The sequence below is a fragment of the Pseudomonas sp. Root401 genome, from assembly GCF_001425105.1.
GTDB lineage: Bacteria > Pseudomonadota > Gammaproteobacteria > Pseudomonadales > Pseudomonadaceae > Aquipseudomonas > Aquipseudomonas brassicacearum.
Genome location: NZ_LMDO01000002.1, coordinates 106984 through 126978 on the forward strand (window position 1 = coordinate 106984; position 19995 = coordinate 126978).

General features: G+C 63.1%; 17 protein-coding genes. 5 read left to right on the plus strand and 12 right to left on the minus strand.

Annotation, left to right across the window (positions count from 1 at the left end):
- Nucleotides 1-115: 115 nt before the first annotated feature.
- Nucleotides 116-1381: an urea ABC transporter substrate-binding protein gene (urtA, locus tag ASC85_RS03605; protein WP_014336360.1), complete on the minus strand. Its 1266-nt coding sequence runs from the start codon at nt 1379-1381 to the stop codon at nt 116-118.
- 272 nt (nt 1382-1653) lie between these two features.
- Here urtA and ASC85_RS03610 point away from each other — a divergent pair, with 272 nt between their 5' ends.
- Entirely contained in the window at nt 1654-3192 is a 1539-nt protein-coding gene (locus ASC85_RS03610) for a class I SAM-dependent methyltransferase (RefSeq protein ID WP_082534309.1), read from the plus strand.
- On the opposite strand, the gene ASC85_RS03615 is transcribed toward ASC85_RS03610, so the two are convergent.
- The 11 genes from ASC85_RS03615 to ASC85_RS03665 all read right to left on the minus strand — a co-directional run bounded on the left by ASC85_RS03615 (nt 3164) and on the right by ASC85_RS03665 (nt 15189).
- On the minus strand, nt 3164-4177 hold the full coding sequence (locus ASC85_RS03615) for a FecCD family ABC transporter permease (RefSeq protein ID WP_057448309.1): 1014 nt from the start codon (nt 4175-4177) through the stop codon (nt 3164-3166). The genes ASC85_RS03610 and ASC85_RS03615 overlap by 29 nt on opposite strands.
- Nucleotides 4174-5121, minus strand: coding sequence for an ABC transporter substrate-binding protein (locus ASC85_RS03620; RefSeq protein WP_038856202.1), 948 nt, complete (start codon nt 5119-5121; stop codon nt 4174-4176). The genes ASC85_RS03615 and ASC85_RS03620 overlap by 4 nt, the downstream gene beginning before the upstream one ends.
- Nucleotides 5118-5906 carry an ABC transporter ATP-binding protein gene (locus ASC85_RS03625; protein ID WP_003197369.1) on the minus strand — a complete coding sequence of 263 codons (789 nt, stop codon included), beginning with the start codon at nt 5904-5906 and terminating at the stop codon, nt 5118-5120. The genes ASC85_RS03620 and ASC85_RS03625 overlap by 4 nt, the downstream gene beginning before the upstream one ends.
- A 188-nt stretch (nt 5907-6094) precedes the next feature.
- A complete protein-coding gene (locus tag ASC85_RS03630; protein WP_057448310.1) occupies nt 6095-7474 on the minus strand; it encodes a PepSY-associated TM helix domain-containing protein in 1380 nt (459 codons plus the stop codon).
- A 166-nt stretch (nt 7475-7640) separates the two neighbouring features.
- The gene (locus tag ASC85_RS03635; protein ID WP_057448311.1) at nt 7641-9767 is read right to left on the minus strand and encodes a TonB-dependent copper receptor; all 2127 of its coding nucleotides are present in this window, start codon (nt 9765-9767) and stop codon (nt 7641-7643) included.
- 83 nt (nt 9768-9850) lie between these two features.
- On the minus strand, nt 9851-10240 hold the full coding sequence (locus ASC85_RS03640) for a DUF2946 domain-containing protein (RefSeq protein ID WP_057448312.1): 390 nt from the start codon (nt 10238-10240) through the stop codon (nt 9851-9853).
- 57 nt (nt 10241-10297) lie between these two features.
- Entirely contained in the window at nt 10298-10777 is a 480-nt protein-coding gene (locus ASC85_RS03645) for a copper chaperone PCu(A)C (RefSeq protein ID WP_057448313.1), read from the minus strand.
- A gap of 46 nt (nt 10778-10823) precedes the next feature.
- Entirely contained in the window at nt 10824-11222 is a 399-nt protein-coding gene (locus ASC85_RS03650) for a DUF2946 domain-containing protein (protein ID WP_057448314.1), read from the minus strand.
- Nucleotides 11223-12168: 946 nt separating this feature from the next.
- Nucleotides 12169-12891, minus strand: a complete 723-nt coding sequence (locus tag ASC85_RS03655) for a cobalt-precorrin-6A reductase (RefSeq protein WP_057448315.1) — start codon at nt 12889-12891, stop codon at nt 12169-12171.
- The gene (locus ASC85_RS03660) at nt 12888-13985 is read right to left on the minus strand and encodes a cobalt-precorrin-5B (C(1))-methyltransferase (RefSeq protein ID WP_057448316.1); all 1098 of its coding nucleotides are present in this window, start codon (nt 13983-13985) and stop codon (nt 12888-12890) included. The genes ASC85_RS03655 and ASC85_RS03660 overlap by 4 nt, the downstream gene beginning before the upstream one ends.
- Nucleotides 13978-15189, minus strand: a complete 1212-nt coding sequence (locus ASC85_RS03665) for a bifunctional cobalt-precorrin-7 (C(5))-methyltransferase/cobalt-precorrin-6B (C(15))-methyltransferase (protein ID WP_057448317.1) — start codon at nt 15187-15189, stop codon at nt 13978-13980. The genes ASC85_RS03660 and ASC85_RS03665 overlap by 8 nt, the downstream gene beginning before the upstream one ends.
- Nucleotides 15190-15440: 251 nt before the next feature.
- Between ASC85_RS03665 and cobG the strand changes: the two genes are divergently transcribed.
- From cobG to cobJ, 4 genes are read left to right on the plus strand one after another with little or no spacing between them, the layout of a single operon-like run.
- Nucleotides 15441-16790, plus strand: a complete 1350-nt coding sequence (cobG, locus tag ASC85_RS03670) for a precorrin-3B synthase (RefSeq protein ID WP_057448318.1) — start codon at nt 15441-15443, stop codon at nt 16788-16790.
- Entirely contained in the window at nt 16783-17409 is a 627-nt protein-coding gene (locus tag ASC85_RS03675; RefSeq protein WP_057448319.1) for a precorrin-8X methylmutase, read from the plus strand. The genes cobG and ASC85_RS03675 overlap by 8 nt, the downstream gene beginning before the upstream one ends.
- Nucleotides 17409-18140 (plus strand): precorrin-2 C(20)-methyltransferase, encoded by a 732-nt coding sequence (locus ASC85_RS03680; RefSeq protein ID WP_057448320.1) that lies wholly within the window; start codon nt 17409-17411, stop codon nt 18138-18140. Before ASC85_RS03675 ends, ASC85_RS03680 begins: the two co-directional genes overlap by 1 nt.
- Entirely contained in the window at nt 18140-19840 is a 1701-nt protein-coding gene (gene cobJ / locus ASC85_RS03685) for a precorrin-3B C(17)-methyltransferase (RefSeq protein ID WP_057448321.1), read from the plus strand. Before ASC85_RS03680 ends, cobJ begins: the two co-directional genes overlap by 1 nt.
- Nucleotides 19841-19995 lie beyond the last annotated feature (155 nt).

Consider the following 19995-nt stretch of genomic DNA (forward strand, 5'->3'; position numbering starts at 1 on the left):
GTAAGGCGACGACGGACCCTGTGGGAGCAAAGCTTGCTCGCGATGGCGGTGTGTCTGGATGACCGCCATCGCGAGCAAGCTTTGCTCCCACAGAGTTAGGGGCTTGTTCCCAGGCTCAGTTGCTCTTCACCGCATAGTCAGGCTTTTTGTCGTTGCCAGCGATGAACGGGCTCCAAGGCTGGGCGCGGATCGGGCCTTCGGTCTGCCAGACCACGTTGAACTGACCGTCGGCCTGGATCTCGCCGATCATCACTGGCTTGTGCAGGTGATGGTTGGTCTTGTCCATGGTCAGGGTGTAGCCCGACGGTGCGGCGAAGGTCTGGCCGGCCAGGGCTTCGCGGACTTTGTCGACGTCGGTGGACTTGGCTTTTTCCACGGCTTGCGCCCACATGTGGATGCCGACGTAGGTAGCTTCCATCGGGTCGTTGGTCACGGCTTTGTCGGCGCCTGGCAGGTTCTTGGCCTTGGCGTAGGCTTTCCAGGAATCGACGAATTTCTTGTTCGCCGGGTTCTCCACGGATTCGAAGTAGTTCCACGCCGCCAGGTTGCCGACCAGTGGCTTGGTGTCGATGCCGCGCAGTTCCTCTTCGCCCACCGAGAACGCCACGACCGGTACGTCGGTGGCTTTCAGGCCCTGGTTCGCCAGTTCTTTATAGAACGGCACGTTGGAGTCGCCGTTGACCGTGGAGATGACGGCGGTCTTGCCGCCGGCCGAGAACTTTTTGATGTTGGCCACGATGGTCTGGTAATCGCTGTGGCCGAACGGGGTGTAGACCTCTTCGATGTCCTTGTCCGCCACACCTTTGGAGTGCAGGAACGAGCGCAGGATCTTGTTGGTGGTGCGCGGGTAAACGTAGTCGGTGCCCAGCAGGAAGTAGCGCTTGGCACTGCCGCCTTCTTCGCTCATCAGGTATTCCACCGCCGGAATCGCCTGCTGGTTCGGCGCTGCGCCGGTGTAGAACACGTTTGGCGACATCTCTTCACCTTCGTATTGCACCGGATAGAACAGCAGCCCATTGAGTTCTTCGAACACCGGCAACACGGATTTACGCGACACCGACGTCCAGCAGCCGAACACCACGGCGACCTTGTCCTGGGTCAGCAACTGCCGGCCCTTTTCGGCGAACAGCGGCCAATTCGACGCCGGGTCCACGACTACCGCTTCAAGCTTCTTACCGTTCACACCGCCCTTGGCGTTGATCTCATCAATGGTCATCAGCGCCATGTCCTTGAGGGACGTCTCGGAGATCGCCATGGTGCCGGACAGCGAATGCAGGATGCCGACCTTGATGGTCTCGGCGGCCTGGACGGTCCAGGCCATGCCCATCGCGGCAATGCTTGCCGAGAGTGTAAAAGCCTTGATCAAGCTACGACGCTTCATTGTGCGATCTCCATGGACTTATGAGTTTTTTGGGTGGCAGATGCAAACGCTGAAGGCGCTTTTGCAAGGGGTGTGCCCGGTCGGGCAAAGGCTTTGAAATGCGGGGTTGGCGCCGGGAGAGGAAAACGGCAATGCACCATCTGTGACCGTATCGCTGGTGCTGGTGCAATGTCGCGCTCTGCATTGGGGCGTGGATGTGGGTGAATCCAAGGTGAGATTTTCGACCGCCCGACTATGCTGACTCTTCTGCCATTCTGAAGAGGGGAATCCGTTTGAATGACTCCGGTGTTGCAAGCTGTTTTCTTCTCGACGAAACGGCGGTTTTTGACGTGTTGCCTGACGTTAAACTGTCCGAGCATCCGAAATGGATGCATGTGACGCACTTGAGAGAAGGAAGGTATTCGCTGATTCTCACCGCTGGAGAGCACCTTCGAAGTCATGAGCTGAAGGTGTTTCCTGATTCAACGTTACACGTTCGTTTTTCGGCTGCTCTACCCAGCATCAGTTTGGATGGGCTCACATGCTCAGTTGTTTTTTTCGATGATAAAACTCAAGCCGAATTCGAACTTGGAACCTTTCATTTTTGCGGAGGCCATACGCCGTCGGAATGGAGGACGGTGGATTTGGATCTGGCTTGGTTGGCAGGCAAGCGTGGCCGTCTCTTGATAAAGTGCGGGTCTGGTGCGCAGAACGATCCTACGGCCGACTGGCTGGCGATAGCTGACTTGTGCGTCGCCAGGGAAGGAGAGATGAAGGCGCTTCTGGCGAAAACCCATCATCAGATGCGCATGAAAAACGAGATAGAACACTTCAGTAGCGTCTACCGGAATGCATTTTACTCAGAAGTTCAGGAGCGACAGCGTGAAGCTGCAATGGGCGTTGCTCGCAACGTTCGCCAATTAAATGGACTGGCTCAGGCGCAAGGGCATGGTGCGCTGGCTGATATTGTCATTTCGGAACCGTTTGAAGGAGAGGTCGCCTACTCTTATGCGACTCGTCTCCTGAGGGCGAACGTCCCGCAGACTCCGCCTGATTTTCAAGCGAGGCTACGCCAAAAAGTCACGGACCACGGAGCAATAAAGGTCTTGTCAATCTGCAGTGGCGCCGCGCGGATAGAGGCTGGTTTGTCAGCGGCTATTCCCGAAGGCGTCGAATGGTCACTGCTGGATATCAATGAGGCCCTGCTCCAAATCGCGGCAAAGCAGTTTCCGCCAGGGATCAGCCTCGATTTGATCGTGGCGGATGCGAATAACCTCGTGCCTACTGGTGAACAGTGGGATGTCATTATTTGTGTTTCGGCATTGCATCATTTGGTAGCGCTGGAAAAGGTCATGCTCTTTATCTCCCGTAGTTTGAAAAATGATGGGGAGTTCTGGAGCGTGGGGGAGGCTGTGGGACGTAATGGCAATCGTTTGTGGCCCGACGCAATAATTGCTGCTGACGCAGCGTTCTCTGCCTTGCCGGCGCGCTACCGATTAAATGCCGATACTCAGGTTGTCGATCCTGTCATTCCAGACAAGGACCACTCAATTGGGTGTTTTGAGGGAATTCGCAGTGAGGAAATCACCGCGCTCCTTGAACGTTGGCTGCAGCCTGTAGATGTTTACCGTACAAACTGCTTCCTCTGGCGAATGGTGAATCTTGCCTACAGTGGAAACTTTAATCTTGAAGAAGCTGAAGATCGGGCGTTAATCATTGATATGGTTCGAGCGGAGCTTGAGCATTTTCGAAGCGGTGGCCTTGGGACCGAGCTGTTCGGTGTGTATAAAAAGAAGCATGTTTTCAATGGCGACGTCGCATCAGGCCGATGAAGAACAACCCGCCGATAGCGGCTGTAGCGACACCAATCGGCAAGTCTTCCGGCGCGATCAACGTCCGCGCCGCCACATCCACCCACACCAGGAACAGGCTGCCGAGCAGCACGCAGGCCGGAAGCAACCGACGATGCTCGGCGCCCACCAGGCGCCGGGCGATGTGCGGCACCATCAGCCCGACAAAACCAATCGAACCGCTGATGGACACCAGCACGCCGGTCATCAGCGAGGCGATCAGGAAGATCCACAACCGCACCTTCGCCGCGTTCAGGCCCAGGGTCACGGCGGTCTGTTCGCCGGCCATCAGCGCGTTCAGCGGCCGGGCCATGCCCAGCAGCAACACCAGTCCCAGCATCACACTGGCCGCCGGTACGGCCAGCAGTTCCCAGCGGGCCAGGCCCAGGCCGCCGAGCATCCAGAACATCACTGCCGAACTGGCGCGATGGTCGCCGAGGAACAACAACAGATTGGCCGCCGCCATCATCACGAAGGACACCGCCACGCCGCACAACAACAGGCGATCACTTTCCAGACGACCCTGGCGGGCAGCGATGGTCAGCACCAGCAGCATGCTCAGCAGCGCACCGATGAACGCCGCCAGCGGCAGGGTCAGCAGGCCGACAATCTCGCCGACATGCAGCACCACGATGACCGCTCCCAGAGTCGCGCCGGACGTGACGCCCAGCAAGTGCGGGTCAGCCAGCGGGTTGCGCGTCACCGCTTGCAGCACCGCACCGATCAACGCCAACCCGGCGCCGACCAAGGTACCGAGCAGCAGCCGCGGGACGCGGATCAGCCAGACGATATGCTCCTGGCCAGGCGTCCAATGGACCTCGCCCGCACCGAAGGCCTTGTTCAGCAGGATGTCCCAGACCACGGTCACCGGCACCCGCGCCGGCCCGAAGCCCAGGGAGACCACGCACGACACCAGCAGCAGTGCGCCGAGGAGCATCAGCAGGGCGCCATAGCGACGACCGTTCATTGGCCGTGAAAACCCCGCGCCAGGGTTTGCACCGCCAGCACGTTATCGATGCCCGGCGTGGCCTGCACGTAGGGAATCACGATAAAGCGCCGCTGCTGGATCGCTTCCACCGATTGCAGGGCCGGGTTGTTCAACAGGAATTGCTGTTTCTGTTCGGCGCTGACTTCGCCGTAGTCGACGATCACGATGACCTGCGGGTTGCGCTCGACCACGTTCTCCCAGTTCACCCGGGTCCAACTGGTTTCCACGTCATCGAGGATGTTGCGCCCACCAGCCGCGTCGATCAGGGCCTGGGGCATGCCCAGGCGCCCGGAGGTCATGGCGCGGTCTTCGCCGCTGTCGTACAGGAACACCCGTGGTTGCTGGGTGGGCAGGTGCTTGCGCACTTCGGCCACTTGGGCTTGCATCGTAGCGATCAGCGCGTTGGCGCGATCCTGTACGTCGAAGATCTTCCCGAGGTTGCGCAGGTCGTTGTAGGTGTCCTCCAGCGAGGCCGCCGGACGCTTCATCACGAACGCGCAGGATTCGGTCAGTTCGTAGACATTGATGCCCAGCGGTTCCAGGGTCTGCGGGGTCAGGTCGCCGCCTACCCGCATGCCGTAGTCCCAGCCGGCGAAGAAGAAATCGACGTTGGCATTGAGCAGGTTTTCCACCGAGGGGTATTTGGCGGCCAGTTCCGGCAGGCCATCGAGGATCCTGGCCATCTCGGGCGTCACCGATTTCCAGCCGCTGATGCCGCTGTAGCCGACCATGCGCGGTTTGAGGCCCAGGGCGAGCATCATCTGGGTCATGTTGATGTCATGGCTGACAGCGTGCCGAGGTGCCTCGTTGAACACCACCTGGCGATTGCAGCTCTGGATCGTCAACGGGTAGTGGGTGGCTTCGGCCAAGGCGTGGGCACTGCCCAGCAGCAGGGGTAGCAACAGCAGGGAGCGCAAGGTCATGGTTGGGTTATCCAGGTGATTCGTGGGTAGCCGGACAGCGGGTGTTCATCCACCAGGGCTTCGATGCCGAACACCTCGCGCAACAGCTCGACGCTGAGGACGTCCTTGGGCGTGCCGCTGGCGACGATGCGCCCGTGTTCGATCACGTACAGGCGGTCGCAGAAGGCGGCGGCCAGATTCAGGTCGTGGAGGCTGGCGAGGGTGCCGATGCCCAGGCCCTTGATCAGTTGCAGCAATTGCAGTTGATAGTGGGGGTCGAGGTGATTGGTCGGTTCGTCGAGGATCAGCAACTGCGGTTGCTGGGCCAGGGCCCGGGCGAGGATCACCCGTTGCTTTTCACCGCCCGAGAGGGTGGCGAATGCATGGTCGCCAAAACCTGCGAGCCCGGCCGATTCCAGTGCCTGGCGCACTAGCCGACGGTCGTCGTGATTGTCGCCGTCGAACAGACCTTTGTGGGGCGTGCGGCCCATGGCGACCACTTCCTCGACCGTCAGGCCGAAGGCGTCGGGAAACTCTTGCAGGACCACGGCAATGCGTTGGGCGCACCAGCGCGAGGACTGTTTCCAGACGTTGTGATGCTCGAGTTTCACCTCGCCATGTTCCGGCCGGCTGAAGCGATAGGCGCAGCGCAACAGGCTGGTCTTGCCACTGCCGTTGGGCCCGATCAACCCGACAAACTCCCCGGCCGCCACCTGCAACGTCACGTCACGCAGCTGGAACTGGTGATGACAATGGCCATGGCCCAGGGGCGTCCAGGCGAGGTGGGAGAGGGTCAGGGAGGTCATGCAGCTACTCGGCATTTGGTGTGAAACATAGTCTCATTGTGGGAGCGGGCTGTGTGGGAGCAAGGCTTGCCCGCGATGAAAACGCCGCGGTCTCTTGAGGACCGCAGCGCCTGGATCGCGAGCAAGCTTTGCTCCAAAGCGGGCGTGATTGTAGAGGTTTCGCACCGCCTTCCGTTAACGCACTGTCTTCAGCTTGAAGATGAAGCAATCTCAGGCTGGCGATTGAAGCGGGTGACGAGGCGATCCAGCAACCACACTACCACCAGCGACGCCCCCACCAAGGGAAACACCACCGCCAGGGCCAGCATGATGAACACCCCGGCCTTCCAGGTCGGCAGGTCGTGACGCAGCGGCGGTACGCCGAACTTGCCCGCTGGCCGGCGCTTCCACCAGATCACCAGGCCACTCACGGCGCTGAGCAGGATCATCAGGCAAATCAGCAGCACGATGATCTGGTTCAGCGGGCCGAACATCTTGCCTTCGTGCAGCATTACCCCGGTTTCGGTGGCGCGGGCTACGACGCCGTAGTGCTCCCAGCGCACATCGGCCAGGACCTTGCCGGTGTATTGGTCCACGTGCAGGGTGGCGTCGTTGCGCGGGTCGTCGGCAAATACGGCGACGGTGAACACGCCGGTGGACGTGGTCGGCAGGGTGATGCTGTAGCCGGGCGTGACCTGGCGTTCAGTGGCGATGTCCTGCACCGCTTGCAGGCTGACGGTCGGGGCGGCAGGGCCTTCGTGCATACCGCCGTGGCCCATGTGCTCGGCATGGTCGCCGGACATCGGCATCGGGGTGTTTTCCACGGCCCACGGCACGGTCTGGCGATGGGCGTTGTTGAGGCTGCCGGCCTCGGCATCGGACTTGGGCACGTCATTCCACATCGCTGTCGGGAAGCGGTTCCAGAGGCTGGCGTATTGCTTGCCCCAGAAGCCGGTCCAGGTCATGCCGCTGAGCAGCATCACCAGCAGCAATGCCGCGCCCCAGAAACCGACGACCACGTGCAGGTCACGCCAGAACAGCCGACCGCGCGCGCTCCAGCGCGGCCACAGCACTCCGGCTGATGATTGCCCGCGCGGCCACCACAGGTACAGCCCGGAGACCACCAGCACCACGCCCCAACCGGCGGCCATTTCCACCAACCGGTCACCAACGGTGCCGATCAGCAGCTCGCCGTGGATGGCCCGGGCCATGGCTTGCAGGTTGTTCTTCGCATCCTGCTCGCCGAGGACATCACCGTGGTACGGGTCGATGAACACATTCAGTTCCCGGCCCTGGTCGATCACCACGAATTGCGCACTGCGTTCGGCATTGACCGGTGGCAGGTACTGTTTGACCTGGCCTTGGGGGTAGGCCTGGCGGACTTGCTTGAGCAGGTCGTCCGCCGTCAGGGTGTGATGCCCGGCCGGCACGTTCAACAGGCTGCCGTACATCAGTGGATCGAGTTGCGGCTTGAACAGGTAAATGATGCCGGTCAGGGCCAGCATCACCATGAACGGCGCCACGAACAGCCCGGCATAAAAATGCCAGCGCCAGGCCAGGTTGTAGAAATTGGGTTTCGGTTGGCTCATCAGAAAGCGCTCCGCAGGGCAAATTGGGTTGTTATGTTTTTGGCGGTTGCTGCGCAACCGATCGCGGGCAAGCCTTGCTCCCACAGGTATTCCCATTGCTGAGGGAGCACAATTTGTCCCTTAGCCATGACAAATACTGTGGGAGCAAGGCTTGCCCGCGATGCTTTTAGAAACTCATATCCACCTTGGTCCAGAGCGTGCGCCCCGGTTCGTTGATGGCCTGCGGGTCGCTCGCCGGGTAGCCGAACCCGGCGTTGCCGGCCAGGTTCAAGTGCTCGGCGTAGGCTTTGCCGAACAGGTTGTCGACGCCGCTGCTGACCTTCCAGTGCTGGTTGATGCGGTAGGCACCGTTGAGCGAGAACACGCCGAAGCCGGAGCTTTTGCCATAGTCCTTGCCGACCACGTTGCCCTTGTTCTCGTCGACCCGATTCTGCGCCGCCACCACCCGCCACAGGGCGCCGGCGCTCCAGCGGTCTTCGCTGTAGGTCAGGCCCAGGCGTGCGTCCAGCGGCGGCATTTGCGCCAGGGCGCTGCCGTCGCTGCTGTTCTTGCCCCAGGCATAGGCCAGGGTGGCGTCGGCTTTCCAGCGCTCGCTCAGCTTGTAGGCCGCACCCAATTCACCACCCATGATCCGTGCATCGATGTTCTCGGCCCGGGAGGTGGTGCCCATCATCCCGGGGGTGTAATCGAACAGAATGTAGTCGCGCACCTGGCCGACATAACCCGATGCCCAGGCTTCGAGGGTTTCGGTCTTGTATTGCAGGCCGAAGTCGAGCTGGGTGGTTTTCTCCGGCTTGATCGCGTCGAAGGCATTCAGTGAACCGCTGGGGCCGACCTTCGCCGAGAACAGCTCCCAGTAGTCCGGGAAGCGTTGTGCGTGACCCACGCCTGCATAGAGGGTCGTGGGGCTGTCGTCCAGGTCGTGTTCGTAGCGGACGAAACCGCTGGGCAGCGTGTCGGCACGGGTGTCATCGGCGGTGGGGTTGGGGCGAGCCGACATGCCGGAACCGATGCTCTGGCGGTAGTCCTTGGCCGAGGCACGGTCGAGCCGGGCGCCGGTGATCACCCTGTCGCGGTCGGCGGCGTACCAGGTCAGTTCGCCGAACACGCCGTAATTGTGGAAGTCGGCGTCCTTGCTGTACGGCAGGTCCTTATAGGTATCCACGCCCATGCTGCTGCGTTGGCGATGCTCGTTGGTCTGCGCGTCGAGGCCGCTGATCAACTGCACATCGGCCCAGCGCCAGGTGGCCTTGATGCGGGCGCCGAGGGTGCGGCGGTCGACGTTGGAGGCCATGGGCCCGGCCATCATCCCGGTGCCGGACGGCGTGCGCAGCGTGTAGTTGTCCATCACGTGGTCGGCGTAGTTGTAGTAGACCTGGGCCTCGACCTTGTCCAGCACCTCGCCGATGTTCGAGCGCTCGAAACGCAGCCCGAGGCTTTCACGCTTGAACTGCGAGCCGTCCATGCCACGTCCGGCGTAGCGCGCTTCACCGTCGCCCTTGCCGGCGGTCAATTCCAGCAGGGTATCGGCGTCCGGCGTCCAGCCGAGGGTGACGTCGCCATTCCACTTGTCATAGCGCGACGGCACCGTGTCGTTATTGCCGTCGCGGTAATCGTCCGAATGCGCGGTGTTGCCGATCACCCGTACATACCCCAGCGGTCCACCGGCGGCGGCATCCACCACTTTGTCGAAACGGCCGTTGGAGCCGGCCAGTACACTGGCGTTGACCCGGGTGCCCAGCTCGCCGAACTGTTCCGGCTCGCGCTCGAACAGCACGGTCCCGGCCGATGCACCGGGGCCCCAGAGCACGGTTTGCGGACCTTTGATGACGGTGAGCTTGTCGTAGGTTTCCGGCGATATGTAGGACGTCGGTGCGTCCATCCGGCCTGGGCAAGCACCCAACAGCATGCTGCCGTTGGTGAGGATGTTCAGCCGCGAGCCGAACATGCCGCGCAACACCGGGTCGCCATTGGTGCCGCCGTTGCGCACCAGGGCGAAGCCCGGAATGGTCTTGAGGTAGTCGCCGCCGTCGCTGGCCGGCACCGGTTGGCGCGGGTCCTTGGGGTTGGTGACGACGGTCAGGGGTGAACTGGGGGCGATGGCGGTGATGACCGTCGGGCTCAGTTCTTCGACCTGATGGTCATGCTGCTCGTGCTCGTCGGCCAGCGCGAGTGGGGTGAGCAGCAGGCCGCACAGGGCGGCGATGGTTTGGCGTAAACGAACCCGTGGCTCGTTCAGGGAGCAGCGAACCTGGGCAGCGCCCAAAGCGATGTCAGCAGAAAACCTGGACATGATGATTCCATCGAACAGACGTAGACGACACGGTCGGGCAGCATGACGCTGTCTTGTATGACCGGGGTGAGTAAGTGTCGGGCTTACGCGTCGAGGGGCGGTGCGCGGGTGCGGGCACCGGGGAAGAATGCGGGCCGGGCATGGCCCAGGCGTGGGGAAAGGCTGGTGTAGGTGTTGGTGTGGAGTGTGTCGAAGACCGCGAAGGTGTGACCGCCAGGCAGTGCGGGGCAATTGAACAGCAGGCTGCAATAGCCGCATTTTTCCCACAACGCATGGTGCTCGCTCTGGGGCGGGCAGTGTTCGGCTGCCGGCGCTTCGTGCGCCGACATGTCCATGCTCATCTCCATGTTCATGTCCATGGACACAGGCATGGACATGCGCTGACCCATCGGCATCGACTGGGAAATCAGCGGACCGATAAAGATCATCAGCATGGCGAACAGGCTGATCCAACTGCCGCGTGTCAGACTCATGGGCTGACGGCGGGGCATGGACGGCCTGGCGCGAAGCGGTTGCACGGGCGTCTACGTCTACTGGGCGTGCATGTGTGTCATGGTGCCGTCGGGGGCTTTTTTCTGCACCGCAACGTCAACCGTGACATCCCCGGCTTTTTCGAAATGCAGGGTCATGGCAAAGCGTTTGCCATCGCTGAGCAGGCTGCGGTCCTTCAGGTCCAGCAGCATCACGTGATACGCCATCGGCGCGAAGGTGACGGTCGCACCGGGGGCGATATCCACGACGGGCACCGGTTGCATCTTCATCAGGTCGTTTTGCATCACATGCTCATGGAGCTCGGCTTTGCCGGCAATCGGCGAGTCGACGCTGAGCAGCTTGTCGGCGGTGGTGCCGCCGTTGTGAATCACGAAATACGCGGCCACGGTCGGTGCGTTGGGCGGCAACTCCTGGGACCACGGATGGGCGATCTCAAGCTCGCCCACCTTGTATTGGTGAGCCTGGGCGAAGCCGACGGGAAGCAATAGGGCAGCCAGCAGGATAAGTCTGTTCAACATGGCAATTCTCCGGAACGATTCAGGGCGCAGTTTTATGCGGGAAGAATCAGGCCAGAGGCGAAGCGCGGGGATTGAGGCTGGGCCACTGCTGGCGTGGCGTGGGGCTGTCGAGCTTCGAATGGACGGCGCTGCGATGGGCCAGTTGTGCATCCAGATACAACTGCGGAACATGCCCGGCGAGCGCCACCAACGGCGCTGAGCCTGAGCAGCACCAGCAATGTTGCATCGTTGAGTGATTGTCTTGCTGTGGCGTGCTTTGTTCGAGTTTGCCCAGGGAAATCGCCAGCATCTTCGTGCCGCTGGAGGAGCAGAAACTGCCCCACAGCAGTTGCTCGGCTGGCGAATTGGCGGTTGCACCGCCACTGTTGGAAAGTGGCATGGCAAGCATGTTGAACAGCACTGCGAAGCAGGCGATCCAGGCAAATGCAAGCCGTTGTCGGGACATGGGGCAATCCGCTCGATGGGCGATCAGGTGGCGGTATTTAGCCTGATCGGGGTTGAGAAGTAAAAAAGCCACGTGCGGTGTAGGGTCGCAGGGCTGGTGTTAACAGTAGCAACAGATCTTCGAGTGAGTGCTTTTGTGGCGAGGGATTTTGCTCCCGTTGGGGCGCGTAGGAGCTGTCGAGCGAAGCGAGGCTGCGATCTTTCCACAGGCGCTTGAGTCCCAAGTGGAAAGATCAAAAGATCGCAGGCTTCGCCAGCTCCTACAGAGCCCAGCGCGAGCAAGCTCCCTCGCCACAGGGCTCAGATGGCATTGAAGAGATTGCGAAGGATCATTCTCGCCATCTCCTGCTCTCCTGCTCTCCGTTCAAAAGCAGAGTGACGGCTTCATCCAGCAGGATTTTGGCGAATTCAGGATCACACCTGACGCGTTCGATGATCGTGTGCTTATAGCTTCGTGTGAGAGGCATAGCATTACCTTTGAAAATCTAATGGCGTGAGCATTCATTGTGGCGAGGGGATTTATCCCCGCTGGGCTGCGTAGCAGCCCAAGAGCAGTGAATGCAGTCAGCCAGACAAAACTGTGAGCTTCTGTTTTGGGACTGCTTCGCAGCCCAGCGGGGATAAATCCCCTCGCCACAGGGCGGCGGCTGTGCGCAGGTTAGTCTACCGGGGAGTCCAGCATTACCGGCGCGCCCGAAGGCGCCCTGCGCACAACCACCATCAAGTGCAGGGATGAAATACCTGACTGACGAAGCTTGTGAACCCGCTGAAAACCTCGGGCGACTAAACCCGATCACTGAAGGGCAGTGACGGGAATCAAGTTACCGAGGGCCTCCAAGGCGCACAAGCCGGTGGATTCTGGCGTAGTTGTAGGCAGCGACGTAAGGTGATGTAGCCTGCTGACGTAGTTCTGACAGGACAGGCTTGTAGGACGGTGCAGTTTTCTGTCAGATCAACTGCCGCAGCCCCTGCAACACCTCATCCACCGTTCCAAACTCCCGATCCACCCCCGCCAACACCGGCCGCTTCAATACCAACACCGGCACCCCCCGCTCCCGCGCCACCTCCAGTTTCGGCTCGGTGGCCGTGCTGCCGCTGTTCTTGCTCACCAGCACATCGATCTGTCGCCGTTCGAACAGTTCACGTTCGCCGTCAATGTGAAACGGCCCACGGGCCCCAATCACTTCGCAGCGCTCATTGCCGGGGTAAACGTCCAGGGCGCGCAGGGTCCAGAATTGCTCTGCTGGGATTTCATGCAGATGTTGCAGGGGTTCGCGACCGAGGGTGAAGAGGGGGCGGTGGAAGGGTTGCAGCGCCTGGATCAGGTCGGCCCAGTCGGCCACTTCGCGCCAGTCATCGCCGGCCTGGGGTTGCCAGGCCGGGCGGCGCAGGGCCCAGCAGGGGATGGCGCAGGCGCGGGCGGCGTGGGCGGCGTTGTGGCTGATCTGGGTGGCGTAGGGGTGGGTGGCGTCCAGCAGCAGGTCGATGCCCTTGGCGCGGATGAAGTGCGCCAACCCTTCGGCGCCGCCGTAGCCGCCGACGCGGACCTGGCAGGTCAGGTCGGTGGGGATGCGACCGATGCCGGCCAGGCTGTAGATGTGCTGGGGCCCGAGGGTGCGGGCGATGGCCAGGGCTTCGGTGACGCCACCTAGCAGCAGGATACGTTTCATTTCAAAACTCCCGCGTGGCCGACAATCCCGCCTTGGCGGTCGATGGCGAAGACTTCGACCTGGACCTGGGCCGGCACCACGCTGCGGGCGAAGGCCAACGCGTGCGCGCACACCGCGTCGCCGAGGGCGATGCCGGCGGCGCTGGCCATTGCCAGGGCTTGCTGGCTGGTGTTGGCCGCGCGGATGCCTTGCTGCAACGCCTCATCGGCACCGATGGCAGCGGCCCACTCGGCCAGTTGTGGCAGGTCGATGCTCGAGTGACGGCTGTGCAGGTCCATGTAGCCGGCGGCGAGTTTGCTGATTTTGCCAAAGCCGCCGCAAAGGCTGAGCTTTTCCACGGGGACCTTGCGCACATGTTTGAGCACGGCGCCGACGAAATCACCCATTTCGATCAGGGCGATTTCCGGCAGGTTGTAGACCCGGCGCATGGTGTCTTCACTGGCGTTGCCGGTGCAGGCGGCGATGTGCAGGTAACCGTTGGTTTTTGCCACGTCGATACCCTGGTGGATCGAGGCAATGTAGGCCGCGCAGGAGAACGGCCGGACGATACCGCTGGTGCCGAGGATCGACAGGCCGCCAAGAATTCCCAGGCGTGGATTCATGGTTTTCAGCGCCAGGGCTTCGCCGCCCTCGACGTTGACCGTGACTTCGAAACCACCGGCGTAACTGCTTTCCTCGGCCAGCCGACCCAGGTGGTCGTTGATCATTTTGCGCGGCACCGGGTTGATCGCCGGTTCACCGACGTTCAGCACCAACCCCGGTCGCGTCACCGTGCCGACGCCGCGACCCGCGACGAAACGTACACCGGGCTCGGCGATCAAGCGCACCTGGGAAAACAACAGGGCACCGTGGGTTACGTCCGGGTCATCGCCCGCGTCCTTGATTGTCCCGGCTTCGGCGCCTTGTTCGGTCAGCCGGCAGAACTCCAGGCGCATCTGCACTTGCTTGCCCTTGGGCAGTACGATTTCCACGGCATCGGCTTCGGTGCCGCGCAGCAGCAATCGAGCGGCCGCCAGGCTGGTGGCCGTGGCGCAACTGCCGGTGGTCAGGCCGCTGCGCAGGGGGGCGGGTTGTTCGGCGGTTTCGTCACGCATCGAGAGGCTTGACCAGGTCGAGCAAGGTAATTGGCAAGGCCTGGCGCCAGGTGTCGAACTCGCCCAAGGGCTGGGCCTGGGCGATGTGGATGCGGGTCAGTTCACCGCCGTGACGTTCGCGCCAGTGCATCAGGGTCGTTTCGCTTTGCAGGGTCACGGCGTTGGCGACCAGCCGACCGCCGGGTTTGAGTTGGGCCCAGCAGGCCTCGAGCACGCCTTCGCGGGTGACGCCGCCGCCGATGAACACGGCGTCCGGCCGCTCCAGGTTCTCCAGCGCCTGGGGGGCTTTGCCGCGAATCAGTTGCAAACCGGGCACGCCGAGGGTGTCGCGGTTGAGTTCGATCAGGCCTTGGCGGCCTTCGTCGGCTTCGATGGCCAGGGCCCGGCAACTGGGGTGGGCGCGCATCCATTCGATGCCGATGGAGCCGCTGCCGGCGCCGACATCCCAGAGCAGTTCGCCGGGTGTGGGGGCGAGGCGGGCGAGGGTGATGGCGCGCACGTCGCGTTTGGTCAACTGGCCGTCATGTTCGAAGGCGGTGTCCGGTAAACCGGCCAGGCGGGACAGGCGCGGTGTCGACGGTTCGGCCCGGCATTCGATGGCGATCAGGTTCAGGTCGGCGACGGTGTCATCGGACCATTGCGCGGCGCAACCGTCGATCCGACGTTCTGCCGCACCGCCCAAATGCTCCAGCACGGTCATGGTGCTCGGGCCGAAGCCGCGCTCGCGTAGTAGCGTTGCCACGGCGGCGGGGCTGTGGCGATCGTTGCTCAGCAGCAACAGCCTGACACCTGTGGACAAATGCCCATTGAGCGCCGCCAGGGGCCTCGCCACCAACGACAGCGTGACCACATCTTGCAACGGCCAACCCATGCGTGCCGCCGCCAGCGAACAGGAGGAAGGCGCGGGGATGACCAGCATCTGATCACTCGGCACCTGTTTCGCCAGGCTGGCGCCCACGCCGTAGAACATCGGATCGCCGCTGGCCAGCACGCACACCGGCTCACCCTGCCGAGCAAGCAGCGGTTCCAGGGAGAACGGGCTGGGCCACAGCTCCCGTTGGCCGCGGATGCACAGCGGCAGCAGCGCCAGTTGCCGGTCGCTGCCGATAATGCGTGACGCCCGCAGCAAGGCATGGCGAGCCGTTCGGCCCAGGCCCTTGAAGCCGTCTTCACCGATGCCCACTACGGTCAGCCAGGGGGTCATCTCTGTTCCTCGAATAATTGGGTTGATCGACAGGCGTGTTGCCGCCGCGAACCGGGCCGCCATCATACCGCGCCCCGGCGGATCAGGCGCCTGGCGCAACACCATCTTCACCGCCAGACTGCTATCGCGAGCAAGCTCGCTCCCACAGTTTGGAATGGGGGCGTTCGGGAATTGTGTGTCCGCCGTCAGCAATCCGACCGGCAAGCTTTTCATGACCCCCGGCAAAGCAGGCATAATGGCGGCCTTCGCCGATGTGGCGTTTCTTATTTGTCGGTTTTCCCTTGAACGAACGTCCATCCTCCAACGTCGTACGCCCCTCCGGTTGCCCGGGGTTGCTGCGTGTCGTCCAGGCGCTGGACGGTGGGATCTGTCGGATCAAGCTCGATGGCGGTGCCATCCAGGCGGATCAGGCCGACGTCGTGGCGTCGGTGGCCGAGCGGTTCGCCGGGGGCGTGATCGAGGCGACCAACCGGGCCAACCTGCAAATCCGTGGGATCGGTCCCGGGCACGACGCGCTGATCCAGCCATTGCTGGCCGTCGGGCTTGGCCCGCGCAAGGCGGCCGGCGATGACGTGCGCAACCTGATGCTCAGCCCTTCGGCCGGGATCGACCGACAGATGCTGTTCGACACCCGGCCGTTGGCGGCGCAGATCCTCTTCACCCTGCAAACCCACGAACGCTTCCCTGAGTTGTCGGCCAAGTTCGCCGTGCAACTGGACGGTGGCGAAGCGTTGGCGATGCTCGAACATCACCACGACCTGTGGCTGTCGGCCCTGGTCCGTGACGGCGAGCCTTGGCTGGCCTTCGGCTTGGCCGGTTCCCCATTGGATAAACCGGCGGGCAGGGTGCCCCTGGCCCAGGGGCATGCCTTGGTGGTGGCGGTACTGGAGTTGTTTCTCGACCTGGCCCGCCCGGACCAGATCCGTATGCGCCACTTGCTGGCTGAAATCCCCAGCGATGAATTCATGAGTCGATTGGCCCGCCGCGTGCCGCTGCAAGCTTGCCTGGATTGGCAGCGGGACGGCTCCATCGACGGACTGCACATCGGCGTTCATCCCCAGCACGACGACCGCGTCTACGTCGGCGCGGCGGCGCCTCTTGGTCGACTCGACGCCGGCATGCTGCGGGGAGTGGCGCAATTGGCGCGGGAGAAGGGCGACGCAAGCCTTCGTTTCACCCCTTGGCAAAGCCTGCTGCTGCCCAACGTGCGCCGCGAGGACGCCGACGAAGTACTGGCGCGGCTTGAGGGGTTGGGCCTGTTGTGCTCGGTCGATCAGCCCCTGGCACAGCTTATCGCCTGCACCGGCTCCAGTGGCTGCGGTAAAGCCCTGGCCGACACCAAGGCCGACGCCCACCAACTGGCCGAGCTGCTGCAACGCCAGGGCCAGACCCTGAAAGTCCATCTGTCGGGCTGCCCGCGTTCCTGCGCGGCAGCCCATATCGCGCCCGCCACCCTGCTGGCGGTCGCCCCCGGTCGCTATGACCTGTATTTTCGCGATGCCACGCTGCCGGGTTTCGGCGCGTTGCAGGCACACAATCTGACTATTGAAGCGCTCGGCCAATGGCTCGACGCTCGCCCCCGGAGCCCCCTTGATGCTTGATTACATCCGCGACGGTCAGGAGATCTATCGCAACTCCTTCGCGATCATCCGCGCCGAAGCCAACCTGGCGCGCATTCCGGCCGACCTGGAAAAACTCGCGGTGCGGGTGATCCACGCCTGCGGCATGGTCGAGGCCATCGATGGCCTGCAGTTTTCCGAGGGTGCGGGCACGGCCGGGCGCCAGGCGCTGGCCGCCGGGGCGCCGATCCTGTGCGATGCGCGGATGGTCTCCGAAGGCGTGACCCGGGCTCGCCTGCCGGCCAACAATCAGGTTATCTGCACCTTGCGCGACGAGGGCGTGCCGGCATTGGCCCTGGAGCTGGGCAACACCCGTTCGGCGGCAGCGCTGGAGTTGTGGCGCCCGCATCTGGAAGGCAGCGTCGTGGTTATCGGCAACGCGCCGACCGCGCTGTTCTACCTGCTGGAGATGCTCGATGCCGGCGCGCCGAAACCGGCACTGATCCTCGGTTTCCCGGTGGGCTTCGTCGGTGCCGCCGAGTCCAAGGCGATGCTGGCGGCCAACAGCCGCGGCGTGCCGTTCGTGATCATGCAAGGCCGCCTGGGCGGCAGTGCCATGGCCGCCGCCGCCGTCAACGCCCTCGCTACGGAGATTGAATGATGCAGCAGCCTGGACGTCTGATCGGCCTCGGCGTGGGCCCCGGTGACCCGGAACTGATTACGGTCAAGGCCCTGCGCCTGCTGCGCGAATCGCCCGTGGTGGCGTACTTCGTCGCCAAGGGCAAGAAGGGCAATGCCTTCGGCATCATCGAGGCCCATTTGCAGGACGCGCAGACGTTGCTGCCGCTGGTCTACCCGGTCACCACCGAAGCGTTGCCGGCGCCGCTGTCCTATGAACAGGTGATCGCCGACTTCTACGACACCGCCGCCGAGCAGTTGGCCGTGCACCTGGATGCCGGTCGTGATGTGGCGGTGATCTGTGAGGGCGATCCGTTCTTCTACGGCTCCTACATGTACCTGCACGATCGCCTGGCGGTGCGCTATGAGGCCCAAGTCATTCCCGGGGTGTGCTCGATGCTGGGCGGGGCCTCGGTGCTCGGTGCGCCGCTGGTCTATCGCAACCAGAGCCTGTCGGTGCTCTCCGGCGTGCTGCCCCACGACGATCTCAAGCGTCGCCTGGCCGACGCCGATGCGGCGGTGATCATGAAGCTGGGGCGCAATTTCCCCAAGGTTCGCCAAGTGCTTCAGGAACTGGGCATGGACGCACGGGCGCTATACGTTGAGCGGGCGACCATGGCCAACCAGAAAATCGTGCCGTTGGATGAAGTCGAGCCGATGTCTTCGCCGTACTTCTCGCTGATCATTGTCCCGGGCGAACGGTGGCAGGGTTGATGACTTCTACCGCGCCGGCCATCGTCATCCTCGGCCCGGGCAGCCTCGCCACGGCCCGGCGGATCCAGCAACGCTATCCCGAGGCCTTGATCCACGGCCTGGCCGGGCGAGTCGAGGGCGCGGATCGCCAATACCTCGAGTTCGGCGCGACGTTGCGCGAGCTCTACCAACAGAACACACCGATCATCGCCCTGTGCGCGGCCGGCATCGTCATCCGCACCCTGGCGCCGCTGTTGCTGGAAAAAGGCGCCGAGCCGCCGGTACTGGCGGTGGCCGAGGATGGCAGCGCCGTGGTACCGCTGCTGGGCGGTCTGGGCGGGGTCAACGTCATGGCCCGTGAGATCGCGGCAACGCTGCAAGTGGCGCCGGCGATCACCACCAGCGGCGAATTGCGTTTCGGCACCTGCCTGCTCAATCCGCCAAGCGGCTACAGCCTCGGCGACCTGGAGCAGGGCAAGCGCTTCGTCTCCGACTTGTTGGCCGGTGAGCCGGTGCGCATCGAAGGCGCGGCGCCATGGCTGGATCAGGCGCAGTTGCCGCAAGACCCGCAGGCGCGGCGCACGATCCACGTCGGCCATGCAGAGCGTGAGGCGAGCACTCACGAACTGCTGATTTATCCGCGCAGCGTCGCGGTGATGGTGAGCGCCGAGGTGGCTGATCTGCCGGGCGCCGTTCGTGCCGCTTTGCAGCAAGCGAAAGTGGCGCTTCAGAGCCTGGCGTGCCTGGTGGCGGCGGATACGCTGATGGCCAGTGTAGCCTTGCGTGAAGCGGCGCTGGAACTCGGGGTGGCGCTGCGCTTTGTGGCGATGACCGGCGATGCCGTCACCTTGGCGCGCAGTTCGGTGCCGGCGGCGAACATCCTTTCGGCGACGGACAACCTGGCCATCGCCGTTGCCGCGCAACCCTTGGAGGTGGCCCAAATCGGTCGCCCGCGCGGACGCCTGGCGGTGATCGGCCTGGGGCCGGGCGCGGCCGAACTGATGGTACCGGCGGTGAAAGCCGAACTGGCGCGGGCCACCGATGTGCTCGGCTACGAAACCTATGTGCGCATGGCCGGCCCGTTTCGTGACGATCAAGTGCTGCACTGCACCGACAACCGCGAAGAAATGCAGCGCGCCCGACACGCCTTTGAATTGGCCGCGCAAGGCCGTTCGGTGATCGTGGTGTCGTCCGGCGACCCGGGTGTATTCGCCATGGCGGCGGCGGTGCTCGAAGCGTTGCACGAGTCCAGCGATCCGGCCTGGCATCGGGTTGACCTGGAGATCCTGCCCGGTGTGTCCGCCTCCCTCGCCACCGCCGCCCAGGCCGGTGCGCCGTTGGGGCATGACTTCTGCGTGATGTCGCTGTCGGACAATCTCAAGCCCTGGTCGATCATCGAAAAACGCCTGGACCTGGCGGCCGAAGCCGACCTGGCATTGGCTTTCTACAATCCGATTTCCCGTGCGCGGCCATGGCAATTGGGGCGTGCGCTGGAGATCGTCGGCCAGCACCGCACGCCGGAGACGCCGGTGGTGTTGGGGCGTGACATCGGTCGTCCGGGCCAGACCCTGCGTGTCACCACGTTGGGGCAACTCACGGCCGAGCAGGTGGATATGCGCACCATGGTCCTGATCGGCTCCTCCACGACCTGTGTATTCCCGCGCGCGTCGGGTGGAAACTGGGTGTATACGCCACGTTGGTATGGGATCAAGCCTGCCTGAGCCGCAACACGGTTCCATTGTGGCGAGGGAGCTTGCTCCCGCTGGGCGTAGGAGCTGCCGAAGGCTGCGATCTTTTGATCTTTCGCTTGAGACTCAAGTGGCTGGGGAAAGATCGCAGCCTCGTTGCACTCGACAGCTCCTACACAGCTCCTACG

Bases quoted from the DNA above. Each gene is read 5' to 3' on its own strand.
- ASC85_RS03625 (WP_003197369.1), bottom strand. From the start codon at position 5,906: ATGACCTCCCTGACCCTCTCCCACCTCGCCTGGACGCCCCTGGGCCAT.
- cobJ (WP_057448321.1), top strand. From the start codon at position 18,140: ATGACTTCTACCGCGCCGGCCATCGTCATCCTCGGCCCGGGCAGCCTC.
- ASC85_RS03630 (WP_057448310.1), bottom strand. From the start codon at position 7,474: ATGAGCCAACCGAAACCCAATTTCTACAACCTGGCCTGGCGCTGGCAT.
- cobG (WP_057448318.1), top strand. From the start codon at position 15,441: ATGTGGCGTTTCTTATTTGTCGGTTTTCCCTTGAACGAACGTCCATCC.
- ASC85_RS03675 (WP_057448319.1), top strand. From the start codon at position 16,783: ATGCTTGATTACATCCGCGACGGTCAGGAGATCTATCGCAACTCCTTC.
- ASC85_RS03640 (WP_057448312.1), bottom strand. From the start codon at position 10,240: ATGAGTCTGACACGCGGCAGTTGGATCAGCCTGTTCGCCATGCTGATG.
- urtA (WP_014336360.1), bottom strand. From the start codon at position 1,381: ATGAAGCGTCGTAGCTTGATCAAGGCTTTTACACTCTCGGCAAGCATT.
- ASC85_RS03665 (WP_057448317.1), bottom strand. From the start codon at position 15,189: ATGACCCCCTGGCTGACCGTAGTGGGCATCGGTGAAGACGGCTTCAAG.
- ASC85_RS03620 (WP_038856202.1), bottom strand. From the start codon at position 5,121: ATGACCTTGCGCTCCCTGCTGTTGCTACCCCTGCTGCTGGGCAGTGCC.
- ASC85_RS03650 (WP_057448314.1), bottom strand. From the start codon at position 11,222: ATGTCCCGACAACGGCTTGCATTTGCCTGGATCGCCTGCTTCGCAGTG.
- ASC85_RS03635 (WP_057448311.1), bottom strand. From the start codon at position 9,767: ATGTCCAGGTTTTCTGCTGACATCGCTTTGGGCGCTGCCCAGGTTCGC.
- ASC85_RS03615 (WP_057448309.1), bottom strand. From the start codon at position 4,177: ATGAACGGTCGTCGCTATGGCGCCCTGCTGATGCTCCTCGGCGCACTG.
- ASC85_RS03655 (WP_057448315.1), bottom strand. From the start codon at position 12,891: ATGAAACGTATCCTGCTGCTAGGTGGCGTCACCGAAGCCCTGGCCATC.
- ASC85_RS03645 (WP_057448313.1), bottom strand. From the start codon at position 10,777: ATGTTGAACAGACTTATCCTGCTGGCTGCCCTATTGCTTCCCGTCGGC.
- ASC85_RS03660 (WP_057448316.1), bottom strand. From the start codon at position 13,985: ATGCGTGACGAAACCGCCGAACAACCCGCCCCCCTGCGCAGCGGCCTG.
- ASC85_RS03680 (WP_057448320.1), top strand. From the start codon at position 17,409: ATGCAGCAGCCTGGACGTCTGATCGGCCTCGGCGTGGGCCCCGGTGAC.